Origin of the sequence: Mesorhizobium yinganensis (assembly GCF_040081985.1) — a bacterium.
GTDB classification, from domain to species: domain Bacteria; phylum Pseudomonadota; class Alphaproteobacteria; order Rhizobiales; family Rhizobiaceae; genus Kumtagia; species Kumtagia yinganensis.
Genome location: NZ_JBEBMH010000008.1, coordinates 141,286 through 165,236, shown reverse-complemented (window position 1 = coordinate 165,236; position 23,951 = coordinate 141,286). Strand labels below are relative to the sequence as shown.

The 23,951-nt window shown below is 63.3% G+C and carries 23 protein-coding genes; 14 read left to right on the top strand and 9 right to left on the bottom strand.

The features are described from left to right. The 11 genes from nuoK to ABMA59_RS16920 all read left to right on the top strand — a co-directional run bounded on the left by nuoK (nucleotide 1) and on the right by ABMA59_RS16920 (nucleotide 12,656). The gene (gene nuoK, locus ABMA59_RS16970) at nucleotides 1-309 is read left to right on the top strand and encodes an NADH-quinone oxidoreductase subunit NuoK (RefSeq protein WP_349006562.1); all 309 of its coding nucleotides are present in this window, start codon (nucleotides 1-3) and stop codon (nucleotides 307-309) included. A gap of 14 nt (nucleotides 310-323) precedes the next feature. Next, on the top strand, nucleotides 324-2,480 hold the full coding sequence (nuoL, locus tag ABMA59_RS16965) for an NADH-quinone oxidoreductase subunit L (RefSeq protein WP_349006561.1): 2,157 nt from the start codon (nucleotides 324-326) through the stop codon (nucleotides 2,478-2,480). Beyond that, entirely contained in the window at nucleotides 2,480-4,018 is a 1,539-nt protein-coding gene (locus tag ABMA59_RS16960; RefSeq protein ID WP_349006560.1) for an NADH-quinone oxidoreductase subunit M, read from the top strand. The genes nuoL and ABMA59_RS16960 overlap by 1 nt, the downstream gene beginning before the upstream one ends. 13 nt (nucleotides 4,019-4,031) lie before the next feature. Continuing rightward, complete coding sequence (gene nuoN / locus ABMA59_RS16955) at nucleotides 4,032-5,468, top strand: NADH-quinone oxidoreductase subunit NuoN (protein WP_349006559.1); 1,437 nt, start codon at nucleotides 4,032-4,034, stop codon at nucleotides 5,466-5,468. Nucleotides 5,469-5,472: 4 nt separating this feature from the next. Then, on the top strand, nucleotides 5,473-6,300 hold the full coding sequence (locus tag ABMA59_RS16950) for a biotin--[acetyl-CoA-carboxylase] ligase (RefSeq protein WP_349006558.1): 828 nt from the start codon (nucleotides 5,473-5,475) through the stop codon (nucleotides 6,298-6,300). 112 nt (nucleotides 6,301-6,412) lie between these two features. Continuing rightward, nucleotides 6,413-8,083, top strand: a complete 1,671-nt coding sequence (locus ABMA59_RS16945) for a ribonuclease J (RefSeq protein ID WP_349006557.1) — start codon at nucleotides 6,413-6,415, stop codon at nucleotides 8,081-8,083. Between the two features lie 153 nt (nucleotides 8,084-8,236). Then, complete coding sequence (gene mce, locus ABMA59_RS16940; protein WP_349006556.1) at nucleotides 8,237-8,641, top strand: methylmalonyl-CoA epimerase; 405 nt, start codon at nucleotides 8,237-8,239, stop codon at nucleotides 8,639-8,641. 16 nt (nucleotides 8,642-8,657) lie between these two features. Continuing rightward, nucleotides 8,658-8,927, top strand: coding sequence for a DUF1467 family protein (locus ABMA59_RS16935; RefSeq protein WP_349006555.1), 270 nt, complete (start codon nucleotides 8,658-8,660; stop codon nucleotides 8,925-8,927). A 431-nt stretch (nucleotides 8,928-9,358) separates the two neighbouring features. Further along, nucleotides 9,359-10,690 carry a proline--tRNA ligase gene (proS, locus tag ABMA59_RS16930; protein ID WP_349006554.1) on the top strand — a complete coding sequence of 444 codons (1,332 nt, stop codon included), beginning with the start codon at nucleotides 9,359-9,361 and terminating at the stop codon, nucleotides 10,688-10,690. Then, nucleotides 10,687-11,976, top strand: coding sequence for a lipoprotein-releasing ABC transporter permease subunit (locus ABMA59_RS16925; RefSeq protein ID WP_349006553.1), 1,290 nt, complete (start codon nucleotides 10,687-10,689; stop codon nucleotides 11,974-11,976). The genes proS and ABMA59_RS16925 overlap by 4 nt, the downstream gene beginning before the upstream one ends. Continuing rightward, nucleotides 11,976-12,656 (top strand): ABC transporter ATP-binding protein, encoded by a 681-nt coding sequence (locus tag ABMA59_RS16920; RefSeq protein ID WP_349006552.1) that lies wholly within the window; start codon nucleotides 11,976-11,978, stop codon nucleotides 12,654-12,656. The genes ABMA59_RS16925 and ABMA59_RS16920 overlap by 1 nt, the downstream gene beginning before the upstream one ends. A gap of 94 nt (nucleotides 12,657-12,750) precedes the next feature. Here ABMA59_RS16920 and ABMA59_RS16915 read toward each other — a convergent pair whose 3' ends face one another. The 3 genes from ABMA59_RS16915 to ABMA59_RS16905 all read right to left on the bottom strand — a co-directional run bounded on the left by ABMA59_RS16915 (nucleotide 12,751) and on the right by ABMA59_RS16905 (nucleotide 16,252). Further along, nucleotides 12,751-14,436: a flotillin domain-containing protein gene (locus tag ABMA59_RS16915; protein WP_349006551.1), complete on the bottom strand. Its 1,686-nt coding sequence runs from the start codon at nucleotides 14,434-14,436 to the stop codon at nucleotides 12,751-12,753. A 97-nt stretch (nucleotides 14,437-14,533) separates the two neighbouring features. Further along, nucleotides 14,534-15,139: an OB-fold-containig protein gene (locus tag ABMA59_RS16910; RefSeq protein ID WP_349006550.1), complete on the bottom strand. Its 606-nt coding sequence runs from the start codon at nucleotides 15,137-15,139 to the stop codon at nucleotides 14,534-14,536. 3 nt (nucleotides 15,140-15,142) lie between these two features. Next, nucleotides 15,143-16,252, bottom strand: a complete 1,110-nt coding sequence (locus tag ABMA59_RS16905; protein WP_349006549.1) for a PspA/IM30 family protein — start codon at nucleotides 16,250-16,252, stop codon at nucleotides 15,143-15,145. Between the two features lie 281 nt (nucleotides 16,253-16,533). Between ABMA59_RS16905 and ABMA59_RS16900 the strand changes: the two genes are divergently transcribed. Beyond that, nucleotides 16,534-17,442, top strand: coding sequence for a S1C family serine protease (locus ABMA59_RS16900; protein ID WP_349006648.1), 909 nt, complete (start codon nucleotides 16,534-16,536; stop codon nucleotides 17,440-17,442). 14 nt (nucleotides 17,443-17,456) lie between these two features. On the opposite strand, the gene ABMA59_RS16895 is transcribed toward ABMA59_RS16900, so the two are convergent. Beyond that, nucleotides 17,457-17,849, bottom strand: coding sequence for a hypothetical protein (locus ABMA59_RS16895; RefSeq protein WP_349006548.1), 393 nt, complete (start codon nucleotides 17,847-17,849; stop codon nucleotides 17,457-17,459). Nucleotides 17,850-17,908: 59 nt separating this feature from the next. Between ABMA59_RS16895 and ABMA59_RS16890 the strand changes: the two genes are divergently transcribed. Together ABMA59_RS16890 and ABMA59_RS16885 are read left to right on the top strand one after the other, a co-directional pair. Next, entirely contained in the window at nucleotides 17,909-18,709 is an 801-nt protein-coding gene (locus ABMA59_RS16890; RefSeq protein ID WP_349006547.1) for a phosphorylase family protein, read from the top strand. Between the two features lie 174 nt (nucleotides 18,710-18,883). Next, nucleotides 18,884-19,885 (top strand): calcium-binding protein, encoded by a 1,002-nt coding sequence (locus ABMA59_RS16885; protein WP_349006546.1) that lies wholly within the window; start codon nucleotides 18,884-18,886, stop codon nucleotides 19,883-19,885. 135 nt (nucleotides 19,886-20,020) lie between these two features. On the opposite strand, the gene ABMA59_RS16880 is transcribed toward ABMA59_RS16885, so the two are convergent. The 5 genes from ABMA59_RS16880 to ABMA59_RS16860 form a co-directional block, all read right to left on the bottom strand. Further along, nucleotides 20,021-21,091, bottom strand: a complete 1,071-nt coding sequence (locus ABMA59_RS16880) for a GlxA family transcriptional regulator (RefSeq protein WP_349006545.1) — start codon at nucleotides 21,089-21,091, stop codon at nucleotides 20,021-20,023. Further along, a complete protein-coding gene (locus ABMA59_RS16875; RefSeq protein ID WP_349006544.1) occupies nucleotides 21,078-21,500 on the bottom strand; it encodes a VOC family protein in 423 nt (140 codons plus the stop codon). Before ABMA59_RS16875 ends, ABMA59_RS16880 begins: the two co-directional genes overlap by 14 nt. A 70-nt stretch (nucleotides 21,501-21,570) precedes the next feature. Then, on the bottom strand, nucleotides 21,571-21,843 hold the full coding sequence (locus ABMA59_RS16870) for a DUF4242 domain-containing protein (RefSeq protein ID WP_349006543.1): 273 nt from the start codon (nucleotides 21,841-21,843) through the stop codon (nucleotides 21,571-21,573). 155 nt (nucleotides 21,844-21,998) lie between these two features. After that, nucleotides 21,999-22,724, bottom strand: coding sequence for a hypothetical protein (locus tag ABMA59_RS16865; protein WP_349006542.1), 726 nt, complete (start codon nucleotides 22,722-22,724; stop codon nucleotides 21,999-22,001). A gap of 277 nt (nucleotides 22,725-23,001) precedes the next feature. Beyond that, nucleotides 23,002-23,850, bottom strand: a complete 849-nt coding sequence (locus tag ABMA59_RS16860) for a hypothetical protein (protein ID WP_349006541.1) — start codon at nucleotides 23,848-23,850, stop codon at nucleotides 23,002-23,004. Between the last annotated feature and the right edge of the window lie 101 nt (nucleotides 23,851-23,951).

The window sequence follows — 23,951 nt, the reverse complement described above, 5'->3', positions numbered from 1 at the left end:
ATGCAAGTCGGTATCGCGCATTTTCTGACCGTTTCGGCTGTTCTGTTCACGCTCGGCGTGTTCGGCATCTTTCTGAACCGCAAGAACGTCATCGTCATCCTGATGTCGGTCGAGCTCATCCTGCTCGCGGTCAACATCAATTTCGTCGCCTTTTCGGCGGCGCTGGGCGACCTCGTCGGCCAGGTGTTCGCGCTGTTCGTGCTGACGGTGGCCGCCGCCGAGGCGGCGATCGGCTTGGCAATTCTCGTCGTCTTCTTCCGCAACCGCGGCTCGATCGCGGTCGAAGACGTCAACATGATGAAGGGCTGAGCGAAGGTTTTTCTATGTACCAGGCCATCGTCTTCCTCCCCCTAATCGGCTTCCTGATCGTCGGGCTGTTCGGCAATTCGCTGGGTGCCAAGACCTCGGAATACATCACCTCCGGCCTGCTGGTGGTGTCGGCGGTGCTGTCTTGGGTCGCCTTCTTCACCGTCGGCTTCGGCGATGTCGAGACCTTCACCGTGCCGGTGCTGCGCTTTATCGATTCGGGCAGCCTGCAGGCCGACTGGGCGCTGCGCATCGATACGCTGACGGTGGTGATGCTGGTGGTGGTCAACACCGTGTCGGCTCTGGTCCACATCTACTCTATCGGCTACATGCACCACGACCCGCACCGGCCGCGCTTTTTCGCCTATCTCAGCCTGTTTACCTTCGCCATGCTTATGCTGGTGACGTCGGACAACCTCGTCCAGATGTTCTTCGGCTGGGAAGGCGTCGGTCTCGCCTCCTATTTGCTGATCGGATTCTGGTACAAGAAGCCGTCGGCCAACGCGGCGGCCATCAAGGCCTTCGTCGTCAACCGCGTCGGCGATTTCGGCTTCGCGCTCGGCATCTTCGGCGTGTTCCTGCTGTTCGGCTCGGTGTCGTTCGACACGATCTTCACCAATGCCGCCGCCAATTACGCGCCGGCCGCCGTGCACGGTGAGGCGACGACCGGCGAAGGGCATGGCACTGCCACCGCCGAGGCCGGCCATGAGGCCGCGCCCGTCGGCACCGAGGCAACACCTGGCGCCGAGCAGGCCGCCCCCGCCGCGACCGAAACGGCATCCGCCGCCGCTGGAGAACCTGGCGCGGATGTCGCAGCCGCGCCAGCCGGCGAGACGGTAATGACCTTCCTCGGCTACCACCTCGACAAATATGCCGCGCTGACCGTCATCTGCCTGCTGCTGTTCATGGGCGCCATGGGCAAGTCGGCGCAGGTGCCGCTGCACACCTGGCTGCCGGACGCCATGGAAGGCCCGACACCTGTGTCGGCGCTGATCCACGCGGCGACCATGGTGACCGCCGGCGTGTTCATGCTGGCCAGGCTTTCGCCGCTGTTCGAGCATTCGCAGACCGCGCTGCTCGTCGTCACGATCATCGGCGCGATCACTGCTTTCTTCGCCGCCACCGTCGGTCTGGTGCAGAACGACATCAAGCGCGTCATCGCCTATTCGACCTGCTCGCAGCTCGGCTACATGTTCGTGGCGCTCGGCATGGGCTTCTATTCCGCCGCCATCTTCCACCTGTTCACGCACGCCTTCTTCAAGGCGCTGCTGTTCCTCGGCTCCGGCTCGGTCATCCACGCCGTGTCCGACGAACAGGACATGCGCAAGATGGGCGGCCTGCGAAAGCTGATCCCGAAGACCTACTGGATGATGATCGTCGGCACGCTGGCGCTGACCGGCGTCGGCATTCCCTTCACCATCATCGGCACGGCCGGCTTCTTCTCCAAGGACGCCATCATCGAGGGCGCCTTCGCCGGCCACAATGCCTTCGCCGGAGTCGCGTTCACCCTGCTGGTGGTGGCCGCGATCTTCACCAGCTTCTATTCGTGGCGGCTGATCTTCATGACCTTCCACGGCACCCCGCGCGCCACCGCCGACGTCATGCACCATGTGCATGAATCGCCGAACGTAATGCTGTACCCGCTTTATGTGCTGGCCGCCGGCGCGTTGTTCGCCGGCCTGTTCTTCCACGACTACTTCATCGGCGAAGGTTACGAGGCGTTCTGGAAGACGGCGCTCTATACGCTGCCGGATAACCACATCCTGCACGCCATCCACGAGGTGCCGGCTTGGGCAAAGCTTTCGCCGTTCATCGCGATGGTCGCCGGCTTCCTGGTCGCCTGGCAGTTCTACATCCGCGACCTGGACGCACCCAGGAAGCTGGCGGAGCGCCATCGCGGCCTCTACCAGTTCCTGCTCAACAAGTGGTATTTCGACGAACTCTACGACTTCCTGTTCGTGCAGCCCGCGAAGCGACTCGGCTACTTCCTTTGGAAGAAGGGCGACGGCGCCGTCATCGACGGGCTCGGGCCTGACGGCGTGTCGGCGCGCATCGTCGACCTCACCAACCAGGCGGTCAAGCTGCAGACCGGCTACCTCTATCACTATGCCTTCGTGATGCTGATCGGCGTCGCCGCGCTCGTTACCTGGATGATGCTCGGGAGCAGCTTCTAATGACCGGCATGCCAATCCTGACGCTGGTCACCATACTGCCGCTGGTCGGCGTGCTGCTCGTGCTGTTCATCCGCGACGAGGGCGAGACGGCACGTCGCAATATCCGCAACGTGACGCTATGGACGACCAGCCTGACCTTCCTGGTGTCGCTGTTCATCTGGTCGGGTTTCGACAATTCGAACCCAGGCTTCCAGTTTGTCGAAAAGCGGGACTGGCTGGGCGGCGGTATCTCCTACCACATGGGCGTGGACGGCATCTCGATGCTGTTCGTCATCCTGACCACCTTCCTTATGCCGCTCTGCATACTGGCTTCCTGGGAGTCGGTGCAGAAGCGCGTCAAGGAATACATGATCGCGTTCCTGCTGCTCGAAACGCTGATGATCGGCGTGTTCTGCGCGCTGGATCTCGTGCTGTTCTACGTGTTCTTCGAGGCCGGCCTGATCCCGATGTTCATCATCATTGGCGTTTGGGGCGGCAAGCGGCGCGTCTATGCCTCTTTCAAATTCTTCCTCTACACGCTGCTCGGCTCGGTGCTGATGCTGCTCGCCATCATGGCAATGTACTGGCAGGCTGGCACAACGGACATCCCGACACTTCTGACGCATGACTTCCCCGCCAACATGCAGACATGGCTATGGTTGGCCTTCTTCGCCTCCTTCGCGGTGAAGATGCCGATGTGGCCGGTGCACACCTGGCTGCCCGACGCGCACGTGGAGGCGCCGACGGCGGGTTCGGTGATCCTGGCCGCGATCCTTTTGAAGATGGGCGGATACGGCTTCCTGCGCTTCTCGCTGCCGATGTTCCCGCTCGCGTCCGAATATTTCGCGCCCTTTGTCTTCACCCTCTCTGTGGTGGCCATCATCTACACCTCGCTGGTGGCGCTGATGCAGGAGGATATGAAGAAGCTGATCGCCTATTCGTCGGTCGCCCATATGGGCTACGTGACCATGGGCATCTTCGCGATGAACCAGGAGGGCATCCAGGGTTCGCTGTTCCAGATGCTGTCGCATGGCCTGGTCTCCGGCGCGCTGTTCCTCTGCGTCGGCGTCATCTACGACCGCATGCACACCCGCGAGATCGCCGCCTATGGCGGGCTGGTCAACAACATGCCGAAATACGCCGTGGTGTTCCTGATCTTCACCATGGCCAATGTCGGCCTGCCGGGTACCAGCGGCTTCATCGGCGAATTCCTCACGCTGCTCGGCGTCTTCCAGGTGAATACCTGGGTGGCTCTGTTCGCGACGACCGGCGTGGTGCTGTCGGCCGCCTATGCGCTCTGGCTCTACCGTCGGGTGATCTACGGCGTCCTCTCCAAGGAAAGCCTGAAGGGCCTGCTGGACCTTTCGACGCGCGAGAAGGCGATCATTTATCCGTTGGTGGTGCTCACCATCTTCTTCGGTGTCTATCCGGCGCCGGTCTTCGATGCGACCGCGGCCTCGGTGAAGGCCCTGGTCAGCCAGGTTTCCGCATCCATCGAGGCGGGCGCGCAGACGGCCGCCGCCGAACCGGCCGCCGCGGCGGAACCGGCCGCGCACTGACAGGGACAGGCAGATGACGCCAGATCTTTCGCTTAGTCTCTCGCTCGCCGCGCCGGAACTTATCGTTGCGCTCGGCGCGCTGGCGCTGCTCATGGTCGGCGTCTATTCCGGGGAACGCGCCAACACCACTGTCACGGGTCTTGCGGTTGCCATACTGATCGCCGCCGGTGCCTGGCTGCTGCTGTTCACCGGCGACGGCTCGGCCTTCGGCGGCAGTTTCATCAGCGATTCCTTCGCACGCTTCATGAAGGTGCTGACTCTGCTCGGATCGATCGTCACCCTGATCATGTCGGTGGGCTTCGCCAAGGCGGAAAAATTCGACAAGTTCGAATATCCGGTGCTCATCATGCTGGCGACCCTCGGCATGCTGCTGATGGTGTCTGCCAACAGCATGATCGCGCTCTATCTTGGGCTCGAGCTGCAATCGCTGGCGCTTTACGTGGTCGCGGCCATCAACCGCGACAGCGTGCGTTCGACCGAGGCCGGCCTGAAATATTTCGTGCTCGGCGCGCTGTCGTCCGGCATGCTGCTCTACGGCATCAGCCTCGTCTATGGCTACACCGGCAACACGGGCTTCGCCGAGATCGCGGCTGCCCTCGGCGAAGGTGGGCGGCAGCTCGGGCTGGTCTTCGGCCTGGTCTTCGTGCTGGCGGGCCTGGCCTTCAAGATTTCCGCCGTGCCTTTCCATATGTGGACGCCCGACGTCTATGAGGGCGCGCCGACGCCGGTGACCGCCTTCTTCGCAGCCGCGCCGAAAATGGCCGCGATGGCGCTGCTGGTGCGCGTCACCATGGGCGCATTCGAACCGATTGCGCCGGACTGGCAGCAGATCATCGTTTTCATCGCCATCGCCTCGATGGTGCTGGGCTCAGTGGCGGCGATCGGCCAGAAGAACATCAAGCGGCTGATGGCCTATTCGTCGATCGGCCATATGGGCTTCGCGCTGGTCGGCCTTGCCGCGAATTCGGAAGCCGGCGCGCGCGGCGTTGCCATCTACATGCTGATCTACCTCGTCATGACGCTCGGCACCTTTGCATTCATCCTCGCCATGCGGCGCAAGGACGGCAATGTCGAGCAGATCGGCGATCTCGCGGGTTTGTCGTCGACCAATCCCGCCATGGCTACGATCATGACGATCCTGATGTTCTCGCTGGCCGGCATTCCGCCGCTCGCCGGCTTCTGGGCCAAGTGGTACGTCTTCCTCGCAGCCGTTAACGCAAACCTCTATACCTTGGCCATCATCGGCGTGCTGGCTTCCGTTGTGGGTGCCTATTACTACCTGCGCATCATCAAGATCATGTGGTTCGACGAGCCGGTTGGCGGCTTCCTGCCGATGGCCGGGGAACTCCGGCTGGTGCTCGGCCTGTCGGGTGCCTTCGTCTTGTTCTACGTGCTGATCGGTGGGCCGATCGGCACTATGGCCGAAGCCGCCGCGAAGTCGTTCTTTTAGAGGAATGGGATTCCAGCTTCCTCCGACCGCAATAGCCGACGGCTACCGGCTGGATGCGCATGACACCGTAGGTTCCACCAACGTTCTGGCGATTGGGCATGCCCGCGCCGGCGATCCGGGAAAACTCTGGGTGGTCGCCAGCCGGCAGGAAAGCGGGCGTGGCCGGCGTGGTCGCCCCTGGGCGACGCCCGAGGGCAACCTTGCCGCGACGCTCCTGCTTGTCTCCGGCCACGATTTGCAGCGTGCCGCGACGCTCGGCTTTGTTGCCGGCCTTGCGCTTTCCGATGCGTTGGACGCAGTTGCGCCGGGCATCAGCGTGGCGGTCGCCCCGGACGGCGGCAGCGGTGGGCGCGGCACTCGCTTCGAGCTGAAATGGCCGAACGACGTGCTTGCCAGTGGCGCGAAGATGGCCGGCATTCTGCTGGAATCGACGATGATTTCGGACGACAGGGCAGCGGTGGCTATCGGCATAGGTGTCAATGTCGCGGCTTATCCGGAGGATGTGCCCTATCCCGCCACCTCGCTGCGGGCGCTCGGTGCCACCTGCGATGCCGCGACGCTGTTTCTGGCGCTCGCCGACGCCTGGAGCGAGACGATGCGCCAATGGAACGAGGGCAGGGGGCTCGCCCGTATCCGACAGCGCTGGCTTGAGCGGGCAGCGGGGCTCGGCGGCGAAGTTGCCGTGCGTGCCGAAGGCCGCATCGTGCGCGGCATTTTCGAGACCATCGACGAGGATTGCCGCTTCGTCATCCGCGAGGACGGCGGCAGCAGGATCGCCATTGCCGCGGGTGATGTGCATTTTGGCGCGGTGGCATCGGCCGGCGCGGCGTGAGTTTGCAGAGGAGGACAGTCTACGTTTTCCGCCCGCGCCCGCATTGAAGCGCTTCGGCTTTTCCGCGGAAAGAAAGTAAACTGTCCCCGGCAGTACCCGGCAAGAGGTAGACATGGCAAAATATTCAGGTCCCGAACTCGTCTTCGCTCCGCTGGGCGGGGTCGGCGAGATCGGCATGAACTTCGCCCTCTACGGTTTCGGACCCGCCGATGCGCGTGAATGGCTGGTTGTCGATGTCGGCGTGACCTTTCCCGACGCGACGCTGCCGGGCGTCGACCTTGTGCTGCCGGATATCCGCTATATCGAGGAGCGTGTGGAAAGACTGCGCGGCATCGTCATCACCCACGCGCACGAGGACCACTACGGCGCGTTGCTCGACCTCTGGCCGAAACTCAAGGTTCCCGTGTGGATGACGCCGTTCACCTCCGGCTTGCTAGAGGCAAAACGTCAGTCGGACGGCGGCGGCCCAAAAATCCCGATCAACATCTTTCGCGCCGGCGAAAAATTTTCCGTCGGCCCGTTCGGCGTCGAGGCGGTGGCCGTCACCCATTCGATCCCCGAGCCGGTGTCGCTCGCCATCACCACGCCGCTCGGCACCGTTGTCCACACCGCCGACTGGAAGATCGACCCGGCGCCGGAGATCGGCCCGCTGACCAATGAGGCGCGCTTTCGCGAACTCGGCGCGGCCGGCGTGCTGGCGCTCATCTGCGATTCCACCAATGCCTTGCGCGATGGCGATTCGCCCTCCGAGCAGGCGGTGGGGCAGGGGCTGCGCGGCGTCATCGAGGCGGCGCCCGGCCGGGTCGCGGTCACCACCTTCTCGTCGAATGTTGGCCGCATCCGCTCGATTGCCGAAGCGGCGCGCGATTGCGGCCGGCAATGCCTGCTGCTTGGCCGCTCGCTGAAGCGGGTGGTCAACGTCGCCAGCGAACTCGGCTATATGGACGGCCTGCCCGAATTCATCGACGAGGAGGATTACGGGTTCATCCCGCGCGAGAATCTTGTCGTCATTTGCACCGGCAGCCAGGGCGAGTCGCGTGCCGCCCTCGCAAAGCTCGCCCGCGACGAGATGAAGACGGTCGCACTGTCGCCGGGCGACGTTGTCATCTTCTCGTCCCGCACCATTCCCGGCAACGAGAAGGCGATCCTCGAGATCAAGAACCAGCTAATCGACCAGGGCATCAAGATCGTCGAGGACAATGACGCGCTGGTCCATGTTTCGGGCCATCCGCGCCGCGCCGAACTCAGACGCATGTATGAATGGACGAAGCCGAGGATCGGTATCCCGGTCCACGGCGAGGCGGCGCATTTGGTCGCGCAGGGTTCGGTGATGGCCGCGTCCGGCATCCCGGAAGTCGCACAGGTGCGCGACGGCGACGTGATCCGGCTGGCGCCGGGTGCGGCCGAGATCATCGACAAGGTGCCGTTCGGAAAGTTCTACAAGGACGGGCGGCTGATCGGCGACGACGAGGCCATGGGCATCCGCGAGCGCCGCAAACTGTCCTTCGCCGGCCATGTGGCGGTCAATGTCGTGCTCGACGACAAATATGAGCTGTCCGGCGATCCGGACATCGTCGCCATCGGCGTCGCCAAGGTGGATGCGGCGGGCGAGGAACTGGAAGAACTCATGCTCGATGCGGCAATCGGCGCGGTGGACTCCATCCCCCGCGCGCGCCGAAAAGACCTCGATCTCGTGCAGGAGGCGGTGCGCCGCGCCGTGCGCGCCTCCGCCAACGAAGCCTGGGGCAAGAAGCCGCTGGTGACGGTGTTTGTCACGAAGTAAGGCAGTCGGGAATAGGCAGTCGGCAGTAGGAGTAACGGTATTGTCAAAGTAGGATTGTCGTCAGCCGCCGCCTTTTTTCGCTTTCCCTACTGCCGACTGCCTATTCCCGACTGCCCGCCTGACGGTTACCCACGCTTTCCAAGGAACCCCCCAATGCTCGGCCGCCTGAACCACGTCGCCATCGCTGTCCCGGACCTCGCTGCGGCGAGCGCCACCTACCGCGACACGCTGGGAGCCAAAGTCACCGAGCCGCAAGCGCTGCCGGAGCATGGCGTCACCGTCGTCTTCATCGACACCGGCAATACCAAGATCGAACTCTTGGAGCCGCTGGGCGAGACTTCGCCGATCGCCACGTTTCTTGCGAAAAATCCGTCCGGCGGCATGCATCACGTCTGCTACGAAGTGGACGACATTCTTGCCGCGCGCGACCGGCTGAAGGCATCGGGCTCGCGCGTGCTGGGCGACGGCAATCCGAAGATCGGCGCCCATGGCAAGCCGGTGCTGTTCCTTCATCCCAAGGATTTCCAGGGCACGCTGGTCGAACTCGAACAAGCGTGAATAGAAAGCCGGCTAAATGACTTATATCTCCGCCGCGGCCGTCTTTCTCATCATCTGGTGGACTGTGCTTTTCGCGGTGCTGCCGGTGGGCCTGAAAACCCAGGATGACGACGGTGTCGTCGTTCCCGGCACTCACTCCAGCGCACCGGGTGGGGCGCATATGCTGCGCGCCGTGATCTGGACGACCGTCGTGTCGCTTGTTGTCTTCGGGATCCTGGTACTGCTCACCCGTTACTTCGGGCTCGGAATAGACGATATTCCGCGTGTCGTACCAGATTTCAAGTAATACTGCCTTTCGCTACGGCAACTCAAAAATCTGCACAAAAAAAATGCAAGGCACAAGGCCTTGCAATTTTAACGCGTCCGATCTGTTTTCCGGTAACCGGCGGCAGCAATTTCTCGCGCCTAGATCGCATCCTCCCAAGACTTGACCGCGTAACAAGGCGATTTGCTTATCGCCCTCTCTTTATGAGGCTGCACCTTAGACTAAGCCCAGACAAATTGTCACGGAAAATTTTGTCGGGAAACAGCGTTTGATGTGCTGCACTGCACAACTGAATGGCAGCGGCTGCACGAAAAACCGACAGGTCCGCTCGCCGCATCCGGCGTATCCGTGTCCGGGTTTTCATCCCGTCATGAAATCGCTATGAAGCCCATGCAGGACGCTCCTTCCTGCCGCCGATTCCGGCGTCGTTTCCTGCATCAACGGACCCCTTCATGCGGTTGTCGCGCTACTTCCTGCCGATCCTCAAAGAGACGCCCCGCGAGGCCGAAATTGTTTCGCATAGGCTGATGTTGCGCGCCGGCATGATCCGCCAGCAGGGGCAAGGCAGTTTCTCGTGGCTGCCGCTGGGCAAGCGCGTGCTCGATAAGGTCTGCCGGATTGTCCGCGAGGAACAGGACCGCGCCGGGGCCCTGGAAATCCTGATGCCGACCATCCAGTCGGCCGAGTTGTGGCGCGAGAGCGGCCGTTATGACGATTACGGCAAGGAGATGCTGCGCATAAAGGACCGCCAGGATCGTGACATGCTCTACGGCCCCACCAACGAGGAGGTGGTTACGGAGATCTTCCGGTCCTACGTCAAGTCATACAAGGACCTGCCGCTCAACCTCTACCACATCCAGTGGAAGTACCGTGACGAGGTGCGCCCCCGCTTCGGGGTCATGCGTAGCAGAGAGTTCCTGATGAAGGACGCCTATTCCTTCGATCTCGACTTCGATGGCGCCAAGGCTGCGTACAATCGCATGTTCGTATCCTATCTCAGAACATTCACGCGAATGGGGCTGAAGGCCATCCCGATGCGGGCCGATACCGGGCCGATCGGCGGCGATCTCAGCCACGAATTCATCATCCTGGCCGATACCGGCGAGAGCCAGGTGTTCTGTCACAAGGATTTTCTGGATTTGCCGGTGCCGGCGGAAAACGTCGACTTCACGGACGACGCCGAGATCGGCGGCATCGTGCGGGAATGGACGACGCCCTACGCCGCCACCGACGAGATGCATGACGAAGCTAGATGGGAAAGAATCCCGGAAGGCGAGCGGCTGTCGGCGCGCGGGATCGAGGTCGGCCATATCTTTCATTTCGGCGAGAAATATTCGAAGCCGATGGGCGCCAAGGTGGCAGGACCCGACGGTAAAGATCATTTCGTCTCGATGGGCTCGTACGGCATCGGCCCGTCGCGCCTGATCGCCGCGATTATCGAGGCCAGCCATGACGAGAACGGCATTATCTGGCCCGAATCGGTCGCGCCCTTCGATATCGGGCTGATCAACATGAAGGCGGGCGATGCTGATTGCGACCGGGCCTGCGGCGAACTCTATGAGGCGCTGACGGCGGCCGGCCGCGACGTGCTCTACGACGACACCGACCAGCGGCCGGGCGGAAAATTCGCGTCCGCCGACCTGATCGGCCTGCCGTGGCAGGTGATCGTAGGGCCGCGCGGCGTGGCCGCGGGCGAGGCTGAGATCAAGAACCGCTCCACCGGCGAGCGTGTGACGATCCCGCTTGCCGATGTCGCAAAACGCTTTTCGGGTGCGGCCGCATGACGGCGAATACGGCGGCCGCCAGACCAGCCGGAGCAGGGCCGTTCTCGATGTTCGAGCGCATGGTGGCCTGGCGCTATCTGCGGCCGCAGCGCAAGGAAGCCGTGGTCTCGGTCATCGCGCTGATCTCGTTCTTCGGCATCATGCTGGGCGTCGCGGCGCTGATCATCGTCATGGCTGTCATGAACGGTTTTCGCGCCGAGTTGCTGACAAGAATCCTCGGCATCAACGGCCACCTCATCCTGTCGCCGGTCGACCTGCCGCTCGACGATTACGATGCCATCGCCAAGCGCATCAATGGCGTCGGGGGCGTGAAATATGCCATTCCGATGATCGATGGGCAGGTGCTTTCGACGGGCTCGGCTGGACCCGGAACCGGCGCGCTGGTGCGTGGCATTCGCGGCGAGGATCTCGGCAAGATATCGCTGGTGGCCAACAACATTCGCCAAGGCTCGCTTGTCGGTTTCGACACCAGTGAAGGCGTGGCGATCGGCGCCCGCATGGCAGAGAATCTTGGGCTCGTCCTCGGCGACACCATCACGCTCGTCTCGCCGGAAGGCGATGCCACGCCGTTTGGCACCACGCCGCGTGTAAAAACCTTTCCGGTGACGGCGGTGTTCGAGGTCGGCATGTCGGAATACGATTCTTCGATCGTCTTCATGCCGCTCGGCGAAGCGCAGCTCTATTTCAATATGGAGAACCAGGCGCAGACGATCGAGATTTTCGTCGACAATCCCGACAATGTCGACGCACTTAGGCCGGCGATCGAGGAGGCGGCGCAGAGACCGGTCTATCTGGCGGACTGGCGGCAGCGGAACCAGACCTTCTTCTCGGCCCTTCAGGTCGAGCGCAACGTCATGTTCATGATCCTGACGCTGATCGTGCTGGTCGCGGCGCTGAACATCATCTCGGGTCTGATCATGCTGGTGAAGGACAAGGGACGAGACATCGCCATCCTTCGCACCATGGGGGCGACGCAAGGTGCCATCCTGCGTATCTTCCTGATGACCGGGGCGGCGATAGGCGTCGCCGGCACGCTGGCCGGCGTGGCATTGGGGATCGTGGTCTGCCTCAATGTCGAATCGATCCGCCAGTTCTTTTCCTGGCTCTCCGGTACGGTACTGTTCAATCCGGAGCTTTATTTCCTCAGCCAGCTTCCGGCCCGCATGGATGTCGGCGAGACCGCTTCCGTCATCGCCATGGCGCTGGTTCTCTCCTTCCTGGCGACGATCTTTCCGGCCTGGCGCGCCGCTCGGCTCGATCCGGTCGAAGCGCTGCGGTACGAATAATGGCTGACACCATCATCGAACTTAAGGCGGTCGAACGCCACTATGTGCAGGGGCAGCGCAAGCTGACCATCCTGAACGGCGCCGACTTTGCGCTGAGCCGCGGTGAGATGGTGGCGCTGGTGGCCCCGTCCGGCACGGGCAAGTCAACGCTGCTGCATACGGCCGGCCTGCTGGAGCGTCCGGACGCCGGCGACGTCATCCTTGCCGGCCGCGCCTGCGGGCGGCTCTCGGATCAGGAACGCACCGCGATCCGCCGCAATGACATCGGCTTCGTTTACCAGTTCCATCACCTGCTGCCGGAGTTCTCGGCGGTGGAGAACATCATGATGCCGCAACTGGTGAAGGGTCTATCGGCCTCGGAGGCGCGCACCCGCGCCATGCAATTGCTCGACTACATGCAGATCGCAAAGCGCGGCGAGCATCGACCGGCCGAACTCTCCGGCGGTGAGCAACAACGCGTGGCGATTGCCCGCGCCGTCGCCAACGCGCCGCTGGTGCTGCTTGCCGACGAACCGACCGGCAATCTGGACCCTGTCACCGCGTCCTACGTCTTCGACGCGCTGTCGGCTCTGGTGAGGCAGTCCGGCCTCGCCGCGCTGATCGCCACCCACAACCATGATCTTGCTCAGCGCATGGATCGCCGTGTGACGCTTTCGGAGGGGCACGTCGTGCCGCTTTGAGGATATGCCGCCCGGTCGATGCTGTTTGGCGTGTTGCCAGAAGCGCGAAGTGCCGCCCGCGCAGCGGGCGGCACTTTCCGGCAGGGCCAAGGCGTCAATCGTCCTCGGCCAGCCTCTCGGTCAAAGTTTCGGATAGAGTCTCCGACAGCGTCTTCGTTGCCGGCGCGGGCGGAGTGGCCGCCAAGACGACGTTCTTCAGCGAACCGCCGGCGCCCTGGACGCCCGCCGCCGCCAGCATGGCATCGACCAGCGGCTTGTTGCCGGTGAAGCGCAGCAACTGGTCGGCGAGGTCGCTCGGGCCTGAGCGGCCGTCGCTTTCGCCACCCGAGCGGCCGGCGGAAAAGCCCGCCGTGTCGAAGACGCGGATGCTCTCGATGCGGCTTGCCGGCTCCATCAACGCCTTGAAGGCTTCCGGCAGCATGCGGATGCGCGCCTGCGTCAGCTCGAACTCGATGAGCCGCTGCGACAGCATGTTGTTGGCCTCGTTGCGGGCGCGGATGGTAGCGGCCTGCGCCTCGCCCTCGACCTTGATGCCCTCGGCGCGAACCTTCATGGCCTCGGCTTCGGCACGCGCCTCGACCAGAACGGCCTCGGCCCGGTCCTCCGCCGCGCTGCGCTCGGCATTGGCGCCGACCGTCACAGTCACCGCCTCCGATTCCGCCTGTTCCTGCGCCTGCAGAACCGCGATCTGGCGGCTACGCTCGGCGATCTCGCGCTCGCGCGCCGTCTGCACCTTTTCCTCGGCCGCGACGGTGAGCGCCTGGGCCTCGCGCGCCTTGGCCTCGGCCCGTGAGGTTTCCTCGCTCTTGATGGCGATGGCGACCGCCTTGTCCTGGCGGCTGAGCTCGACGTCGCGCTCGGAATTGATGCGTGCTTCCTCCTTGGCCTTGTTGGCGGCGGCGGCACGCTCTGCGATGTTGCGCTCGCGGTCGATCTGCGCGCTTTGCTCCGCAAGTTTGGCGTCTTCCTCGGCTTTGGCCTTTTCCGACCGGGTGAGGGCCTCCTTGTTGGCGACGTCGCGCTGCTGGTCGAGGCGGGCCTCTTCCTCCTGGCGCTTCAGCGCGAATTTCTGGCGTGCGGCGGTGAGATCCTGCTCGGCGATGGCGACCTCCGTCTGGCGGGTGATGTCGTTGCGCTCCTTGCGCCGCTGCTCGGTGATGGTGGTGAGTTTTGCCAGGCCCACCGCGTCGAAGGCGTTGGTCTCATTGAAGAATTCCTTCGGCGTCTGGTCGAGGCCGGTAAGGCTGACCGATTCCAGCTCGAGGCCGTTGGAGCGCAGGTCGGTCTCGACCGCCTCCTGCACCGCCTTGACGAAGTCGGAGCGGCTCTCGTGCAACTGGTCGAGCGTGTTGCGGGCCGCCACCGAGCGGAGCGCGTCGACCAGTTTCGCCTCGACGAGGTCCTGGATCGCCTTGGGGTCGTTGACGCGGTCGCCCAGCGTCTGCGCCGCGAGGCCGATGCCGTCGTCGGTGCCGTCGACGCGCACGTAGAACTCGGCGCGGATGTCGACGCGCATGCGGTCCGAGGTGATGAAGGCGTCCTCGCGGCGGCGGTCGACGACCAGCTTGACCGTGTTGAGTTTGACGCGCGCCAGCGCATGCACGATCGGCAGGATCACTGCGCCGCCGTCCTTGACGACGCGCCGGCCGCCGACGCCGGTGCGCACGAACGCCTCGTCGCGCTCGGCGCGATGGTAGAGCCTGCCGAAGGTGAAGCCGATCGCGGCGATGACCACCACGACAATGCCCGCCCAGATCAGAAACTGAATGATGCCGTCCACAGTATCACTCCTCTCATGCCCAAGATGTATTCGTCAGAGACGTGCCAGAAGCACGCGGGGCCGTTGCCGATTGCCCCGCGTGTTATTGAAGGGCCGTTCAGCTACCGGCGCCGAACGGCATCACCAGGAAGACCCGGCCCGGACCATCGCCGCCCGAGACGACGACGACTTCCGCGCCCTTGTCGATGATCGTGCCCTGGTCGGCGGGGCGCGCCCGGATCGTATGCAACTCGCCATGGCCGTCGCGCACCCGGACGTTGCCGGGGTGCCCGTCGTCCAGCGGGCCGAGCGTCACCACGCCCCTGCGGCCGACGAGGTCGCCGAGATTGACCGCGTAGCTCTCGTCCTGCGGGATCAGCCGGGCCAGCCCGTTGCCCACCAGTTTGGTGACGCCGACGGCGGCCGGTGCGGCGGCGAAGGCGTACGCCCAGTTCGGGACGAGCGGCAGGGTGTCAGACAGCAGGATGCCGACCGCCCCGAAGGTGACCAGCAGCAGCATGCCGATGATGGAGACCGGCACGCGGCCAAGGTTGAGCCAGTCGAAGAGTTCGCCGACGCTGGTGCCGTCGAGCAGATCGGCGAGCGAATCCCCGAGCGACACGCTGCCGGCGAAGTAGACCACGATCTGGACGACGCCCAGAAGCAGGCCCGCGAGCAGCGGGTAGAGATACAAAGCAGGCGCGTCGGCGAAACCCTGCAGCATCGATTACTCCTTTCGCTTGATCTCGTCGCGCAGCGCCGCCAGGCGGTCATCGATGCGCCGCTTGCGGCCGAAGGCTTCCAGTTCGGCGAGGTCCTCGTCGCGCGGTTTTCCGGCGGGAAGGTCGGTGAGGCGCTCGACCGCGCCGAGCGCGGCGGCGATCTTGTCCTCCGGCGAGGGGCGGGCGCTTGCGGCTGGCGCCGCACCTGGGCTGCGCTCATTGGCGCGCCGGGCGATCCTGACGCGTTCCGCCGCCTCGCGCCGCGCCGCACTTGCGGCATTCAGCGCCGAGCGCGAGTCGGAGATGCGCAATTCCACATCGGCGATCAGCCGGTCGATGGATTCCACCTGCGCGTCGATATCGTCCTGCCGGCCGATTCCGGCGCGGGCGAGATCCTCGCGGCCCTCGCCGATGGCGAGGCGGATGTTGGCGTCCAGCCCGTCGCGCTCCTCGATCAGGGCGTTCTTCTGCATCGAATAGCGCTTTTGTTCGGCGACCGCCGCGGCGAGGCCGGATTTCAGCTCGTCCAGCGCCTTGTCGATGTCGCGGATCGCCTGTTCGGCCACCGCCTCGGGAGCCCTGCGCTCGAGGCCGTCTATGACGGTCGCGACGAGTCCGGCCGCGAGGCGGGACACACGACCGGGGATTGTTTCGGTCTGCATGGCTTCGATCTCCTTGGTTTGCAGTTCACGCGAAAGCGGCACGGATAGCGAATAGGAGCCGTTCGACCGGATCAGATGCGCCAGTGCCTGTTTCTCGAAGGCGTCGCCGTATCCGGTCATCAGGAATGGCACCACCACACGTCCGTCGAGCGAGGCCAGCGACACGCGGTCGACCCCCTTGAACGACATCAGCTTCTCGTCGAGCGGCATGCGGTCCAGCGACCAGGTGCCGGCGGCGTATTCGCGAATGCCGTTGGTGGCGAGCCGCGACGGCAAGCCGGTCTCCAGGCGGATGCGCTCATAGGCGAGCCGCTGCAGTTCGAAGGTGTCCTTCGGATGAGCAGGCGTCATCTCGTCCAATATGGCGCGCATCCGCCCGTAGGCCTCGAACGTCCGCTCGATGTCTCGTGCGGCGTCCCGGTCGGGCATCAACTCGTAACTCGCTATTTTCATTCCATCTTCATCGTCTTTGCTCCTCTACAATCACGTAATAGGTGATTTGAGAGGTTTCAAGATGCCAATCACCAAATAGGTGATTTGCAATTGCGAGATGGATTGTGCATTGCGGAATGGCTTCACAAGGTTAGAAAGCCGTCGGCTCGGCCGCCCCATCTCCTTGCACTGCGGCGTCGATGCCTTACCTATGAAAAGACATCCTTCCGACGGGCCGTTCGGCCCTACTGCTGCCATCGCCGAAGCGCATGCGGGAGCCGCCCATGACCAAGGAAAAGAGCTTGGATCTCGAACATACCCTGCGCTCGATCGTGACATTGCAGGCCTCGGTGCCTGAGGACGCTTTCACCGCTTCGGTTCTGGGAACGCAGCGAGCGGGGAGCGGTGTCGTCATTCGCGAAGACGGGCTTGTGCTTACGATCGGCTATCTGATTACCGAAGCGGCGGACGTCTGGCTGACGAAAGCGGATGGTCGCATCGTTCCGGCCCATGCACTGGCCTACGATCAGGAGACCGGCTTCGGGCTGGTGCAGGCGCTGGGCGCGCTCGACCTGCCGGCTCTCGAACTCGGCAACTCTGCAGCCGCCAAGGTAGGCGATCCCGTCGTTCTTGCCGGTGGTGGCGGCGGACGGTTCGTCCGAGCCAACATCGTCAGCAAGCATGAATTCGCCGGCTACTGGGAATATCTGCTGGACGAGGCGATCTTCACCGCGCCGGCCCATCCCTTGTGGGGCGGCGCAGGGTTGATCGATGCGGATGGAAAGCTGCTCGGCATCGGTTCGCTGCTGCTGCAGATGGCTGACGGGACATCGGTACAGGACATCAACATGGTCGTGCCGATCAACCTTTTGCGGCCGGTGCTGGACGACCTGCTCAAGTATGGCCAGATCAACAGGCCGCCGCGGCCGTGGCTCGGCATCTACTCGAACGAGCGCGACGACAAGGTGGTGGTGGTCGACGTGGACGGCCGTGGCCCGGCATCGGCTGCCGGCTTGCGCGAGGGTGACATCATCTCCGACGTGCGCGACCAGGAGGTCGCGGGGCTGGCCGATTTCTATCGGAAAGTGTGGAACAGCGGGCCGGCGGGAACCGAAATTCCTGTCCGCATCGTGCGCGGCAAGCGCGACATGTGGCTGCGCATCAAGTCGGCCAGCCGCAGCAGTTTCCTGCGCAAGCCGCGTTTGCAGTAGGCTCGTCCGGTCCGCTATTTGGATACGACGACCTTACATCCGCCGAGGAATTTGATTTTGTATTTTTTGCGTCCGGCCTCGCAGTCTGCAACTGCGGCCTTTTCGGCTGCTGCCTGCGAGCCGACATTTGTGCGGGCACCGCACACGAAATTGTAGATGCCTGGACCGTTCATCGTAGAAGCATAGGCTGAATGCCCGGCCGCAGCGATATAGTCTTTGTAGGCTTTCTGGCAGCCGCCTTCCATGCCTTGTGGAAAATAGACGCTGGAGCGTTTCGTGCCGACTTTTCCCGCCAGCGATTCCGCCGTGAGCGCCGGACCGGCGGCGATAAGCAGGACGGCGACTAGCGACATCTGTAATTTCAGGACATTGCGTATTTTCATTTTTGCCCAAACCCCGTTCGACACTATAGGAAATCCGTAGCGGCGAATCGTGCCCCGTGGCTAGATATCAACCGAGGATTGTGATGGTCAAGCAGCCGCATCTGACGCCGCGCAGCCTCGTCGGGAAGCGTTTTCCCGCCGACGTGTTCGGCGATATCCGGGTGGCGCTGGTCGGCTATTGCCCGCCTCCGGCAGCGCTCGACCGCTACAGTCCGCAACGGGTGGATGACCAGCATTTCATCCATGTCTCGCCGGACAGCGTGCGCATCCTCACCCATGAGGGACAGCGCTTCCTGTCTCTGGCCCATGTCTATGGCGGTCCGGTCTCGTCAGCGACCGTGGAGGAATTGGCCTTTTACGGCATCGACACGATTCTAGCCTACGGACTGGCGGGCGGGCTCGGCACCAAGGGCTTGGCGATGGGCGATTTCTATCTCGTCGAGGACGCCTTCGCCGCCGACGGCACAACGCCGCACTACAGCCGCGAAAAAGTGATTGTAGCCGACCGCTCGCTGCGGGAGGCTGTGCTGTCGCTGTGGCCGGCCAAGGCGGCGATGACGCCTGTGCGGGCGGCAACCGGGGACGCCATCTACCGCGAGGACGACGCGATGCTGGAAGGCGTCATCCGCGAGGGCTGCGACATCGTCAATCTCGATTCGGCGCATCTCTATGCGGCTGCTCGAGTGAACAGCGAGGGCAGGGCGATGCGGTCGATCCAGTGCGGTGTGATTTCGGATGTGATCGCGCTCGGTCCCGACACGCCTTCCGAAAGTACGCTCTCGGCAATGCTGGTGAAGGGCTCGGATGGGCTCAATCCGCTGGAGCGGACCGGCGAGATTGTTTCTTTTTATATCGAGCGCCTCGCGGCTGAGTTGCAGACGTAGCGCCGGCCGGCGGCCTACGAATAGCCAGCGCGACCTCCCCAACATCTGTTCCGAGTTCGCCGCGCCTCGGCCTTGTCGCCCTCTTCGCAGTCGACAACCGATCGCCGGCGCGTTCATTTTAGGTTCACTAAGTTGCCTGTACGACCCTCCCCGCGGGGATAAGGAGATTCGTTTATGGCACTGATCAAAGGCACCAACAGCAGCGAGACCATCCCCGGCACGTCCGCGGGCGATGAAATCTACGGCTACGGCGGCAACGACAAGATCTACGGTTATGAAGGCCACGACCTGATCTCAGGCCGAGCCGGCAACGATACGCTCTACGGTGGCTCGGGCGACGACGACATTTTCGGCGACAGCGGCATCAACACGCTTTATGGCGGCTCCGGCGACGACTGGTTCCGCACCAGCGCGCGCTCGACCGGATTGAGCGACGACTACATCGCCGACTTCGAACTGGGCAACGACCGGATCGACTTGCGCGCCTGGGGTGTATCCGATTTCACCCAGGTCCAGGCGCTTTTGGGCAACACCGCCGACGGCGGCTCGATCCTCAATGCCTATGCCGGTGGTGTGAACCATGTGATCGAGATCGCGGACGTCACCCGCGGTGAATTCATAACCGCCGACTTCGTGCTCGACACCGCCACGGCCGCACGCAACCTCAGCGGTTCGAGTTCCGCCGACGTGCTGTTCGGCGGTCGCGGTCATGACACGATCGACGGCAATGGCGGCAGCGACAAGCTTTTGGGCGGGCTCGGCGACGACGATATCTTCGGTGAAAGCGGCAACGACCAGATCTGGGGCGGGCTCGGCAGCGACCTGATGTCGGGCGGCTCGGGTGACGACATCTTCCGTTTCGTCAGCGTCTCGGAGATGACCAGCGCCTCCGGCCGCGACGTGATCACCGATTTTCAGGTCAATGACGGTTTTGGCTATGACGATCTGATCGATTTGTCGAAGATCGACGCCGACCTGACCTGGACCGGCAATCAGGCCTTCGTCTTCATCGGCAGGGACGGATTCATCTCGAACAGCCCCGGTGAACTGCGCTATGCGTATAACTCGGCCGGCGATACGGTCATCGCCGGCAACGTCGACAACGATGCCGCCGCCGAATTCCAGATCGTGTTGATCGGCCGCCACGTGCTGGACGCGAGCGATTTCATCGTTTGATTGTTGGTCGGCTGGCTTACAGCCAGCCATGGCGATTGGTCACGGGCCGCCGCGGCCTGTGACCAAGGGCGGCCAGCGAACGGGCAGCCGCCCGCCGGCGATTTCACAGGCGTGGCAGGCCCTGCCGCCCATACTTCATGCCGCGGGCCGTCCGGAGACCAGTTCGCCGCGCGCAAAGTTCATCTCGGCAAAGCGAGTCCGGTACTCGACAGGCGTCATGCCCGTGTAGCGCTTGAACAGGCCGCGGAAGAAGGCCAGGTCGTCATAGCCGGTCTTGGTGCAGACCTCCTGGATCGACAGCGCGCCATATTCCAGCATCTGCTTGGCGGCTTCTATCCTGAGCATCTGATGGTAGGCGCCGGGCAGATAACCGGTCGCGGCCTTGAACCGGCGGATGAAGTTCCGTGGCCCCATGCCGATACGCCCGGCAAGTGCATCGATCGGGGCGTCGCGCTCGAAGTTCTGGTGCAGGAAATCCTGGACCTGCCTGATCTTCTCGTCGGCATGCGGGCGCGAAAACAGCAGTGAAGAATATCCGGACTGCCGGGCGCGCGGCATGCTGATCAGAAGCGACTTCGCGCATTGCAGCGCGATCTCGTGGCCGCAGAATTTTTCGACCAGATAGAGGCTAAGATCGATCGAGGCATAGACGCCGCCGCTGCAAAACACGCGGCTGTCCTCGGTCACGAACTGTTCGGGTCGCCAGTCGACATTGGGATAGCGCTCGCGCAATTGTTCGGCGACGCCCCAGTGGGTGGTCGCCTGCCGGCCGTCGAGAAGTCCGGATTCGGCGAGGAAGGCGACAGCCGTACAGGTGGCGCAGATATAGGCGCCGCGCTCATGCCATTTGCGCAGCCAAGGAAGTAGCGGGGTATTCTTGGAGATACGCTCCTGGAGGTCCCAGCCAGAGGTGGAGACGAGGATGATGTCGGTATGCTCGACGTCTTCGATGGCGAGTTCCGGAGTCATCCGCAGGGAGCCAAAGACGCTCACGCTGCCGCCGTCGATCGAAGCGCTCCGCACCCTGAATCGCGGCCCCTCGCTCTCGCCGTGAAGCCATTCCCAAAGCCTGCCGGCTGCGTGAAAAACCTCGATCGGCGCGATAGCCGTCGAGGCGTGCCCTTCGTCGAGAAGGACGACGGTGACGTCGATAAGGGCGCCTTCGCTCCGCGGCCGGTCGGCCAAGACGCTTTCAGTTTCTAGCACTTTCGCCTCCCTTGGCCGTCGCCAGCGGCTCCCACAGTCCAACCGGCGCCCCAGCCGGATCGAGGACCACCGCGATCCGTGCCATGCGCGAGACCTCGAAGGGGCGGACGATCGGTTCGGCGCCGAGGCCCACCGCCCGGGCCATTGCCGCCTCCACGCTGTGGATCTGGACGTAAGGCGTCCAATGCGACGGCACTCCGTGTTCGAGGTGCTTTCGGCCAAGCTGGTACATCGAGCCGACGTCGGTCCCGCCAAGCTGGAGGCGGGTAAAACTGCCGCCATTCGCCGGCTGCGGACGGGCCGTCCAGCCAAACAACTGGCCGTAAAAGGTCTCCGCTGCCTCGGCATCTCTCGCCGCCAGATCGATCCAGCAGAACTGGCCCGCGGCTGCCTTGTCAAAAACGTTCATGGTCAGGCTTCTCCTGCGGCTGCGGCGACGAATTGCGCCGCCCGCCCATGAGGCCGGCGGCGCGTCTTGATCAACTGGCGGTCATCGGATCGATGATGGTCCGCACCTCGGTGATCTTGTTGGCCGGAAAGCCGCTTAGCGCGGCGTGCTCGCGCACCGCATCCTCGTTCTCGGCGATGTAGATGCAGAAGGTCTTGTCATCGACGACGAACGACTTTTCCCACTGCGCCTTGCCGGCAAGCTTTGCCAGGGCCTCGTTGGATGTGGCGGCGGCACCCTTGAGCTGTTCGCCGCTGAGGCTGCCCACACCTGGGATATCGCGTTCGATCACATAGCGTTTCATGATTGTACTCCGTGTTTCGGGGTTTTGACGGAGTCAGGATCACCTAATTCCGGTCCGGGGCACAGACGGCATCTTTGACATTGTGCAGTGGCGATAGTGACGAAGCCGCAAAAGCCGTGGCTCTAACCGGCCAAGTGACTTCCGACGAGTTGCTCTCAGCCTCGCAGGACATAAAGCTGCCCCTTGCCGCCCCGGCGGTCGACCTCGCGGATGATCTCGCGCACCGCCTGATCGGACGGGTTACCCGCCTCGTTCCTGAAGACCTCGCGATTGCCATGCGGCCTCGGCCCGATGCATCCGGTCACCCACCCGACATTCGGTGCCTCGTGGATGAGGATCGCCTGCTGCTGCAGGCTCGAGCCGCCGAGCACTCGCAGGCAGATTCCGTCATGGCCGGTTCGCAGTTCCTTGACCGCCTTGTTGTTGCGCTCGACGCGCAGGCCGTAAGGTTTGCCGCGGCGCATCAGCCGCACGAAACCGATGTCCCACTCGTCCACTCGCCCGTCATCGGTGCGGTAGCGCTCGACCGTGGTGAACAGCTTTGTCGACGCGACATCGCCGAATGTCGCGACATAGACCCTTCGGCTGTTGATGTTGAACTCGACCTGCCTGCCGCCGCACAGCATGTCCGCCGGCACCGGCTGGTCGAACTGGGCGCAATGGATCGGGCCGCCGATGACCATCATCATCGTGCCCCACATGCCGCTGTAGCGTTTCCGGTTTGCCGGCAGGGTGATGGCGCGGCCGGGCGTGCGATAAAGCACCTTGCGCTCGTCGTCGCTGAGATTGTCCACCTCGTCGAGGATTTCGCCATTGCCGCTGTGTTCGTAGATGAACTCGTCCTTCGGCCAGCGTGTGTGGATCAGCGTGACGAATTCCATGGACCGCTCCAATGTCCTGCCCGCCGGCGGCCCTAAGACAACCGGCGATGTCCGTCAGCGTGTGGGACGGCTGCCGCGCGGGGTTAAGCAGCCGTCCTCACCTGAGACATGCGAAGTTGCAAGGAAAAGTGTAAGCATGCAATTCTTGATGTGGAACTATCGATATTCTGTATCCGGATTGTGTCGCCGCGCAAACGTTGGGGGCAGAACTTGTTTCCGGCGCCCGCGGGTGGCGCAAAGGCTGATGGACATGCGTTGCGAGTGTTCCGTCGTGGCGTCAATCCGAGGCCGGAATGCCGACGATAAGGAGATCGCAGGGGCCGTGGCCTTGATTTCCCGAATCGTCCCAGACAAAGGACCATATGCCGGACGTGTTCACCCTGGTCCTGTTCTTATGGTCGATCGCGAAGATGTTCGGCCCGGCTCCGAACGTCTGTACGGCATGATTCGTACCGCTGTAGGTCGCCTTGAAGCCGGACATGAAGACGCCCACCTGGGCCAGCGGCACGCCCATGTCAATGGTCTGGGGACCTTCATCGTCGAGGCTGACCGATTTGATGACGATGAGGTCGGAGGAGCCGATATACTCCATGACCACGGCGGAAATCTCGGCGGTCGACGCGAAGTTGCCGTCCCCGTCCGCCATTTGCGCCATGGCTAAAATGGCGGACCCGGAGGGGAAAACGGTGGCGTCTGCCCCCAACAGATGATGATCGCTGTCGCCGTAGCTCAGGTCGAAGCCAGAGAGCGCCGCGATCCGCGGATATTCGTCCAGATCGACGCTTTCGCTGTTGTTGAGCGTGATTGGCGGAGGCATCGAAACCGAGCCGACCGACGGCGCCTCGCCGACCCAGGCTAGGACGGAAACGCAGACATAGCTGCCATCGCCCTGGCGGTTGCCGCTGTCGTCGGAAAGGACCGGTATCGCCTCGACAAACAACTGCCTGGTCCCCACGGGCGTCACTTTGATCGAGACGCTCATCGTCTCGACGTGGTGGTCGACGCCAGGACCGTAACTCAGGGAGAACGCCGACAGCCCGACGAGCGAGCACACTATGTCTTCGTCGAACTCGATAAATTGGATGCCGCCGTGAACGAAGCGAAGCGAGCGGATCTGGAACGGCATGTCGGTTCTCCCGTGGGTTGTACCCATTGAGCCTGAACCGTCTCCCGACTACCAACGAATGGCTTTGCGCGTCCGTCCCCACCGAAGTGGCGCGATGTTTA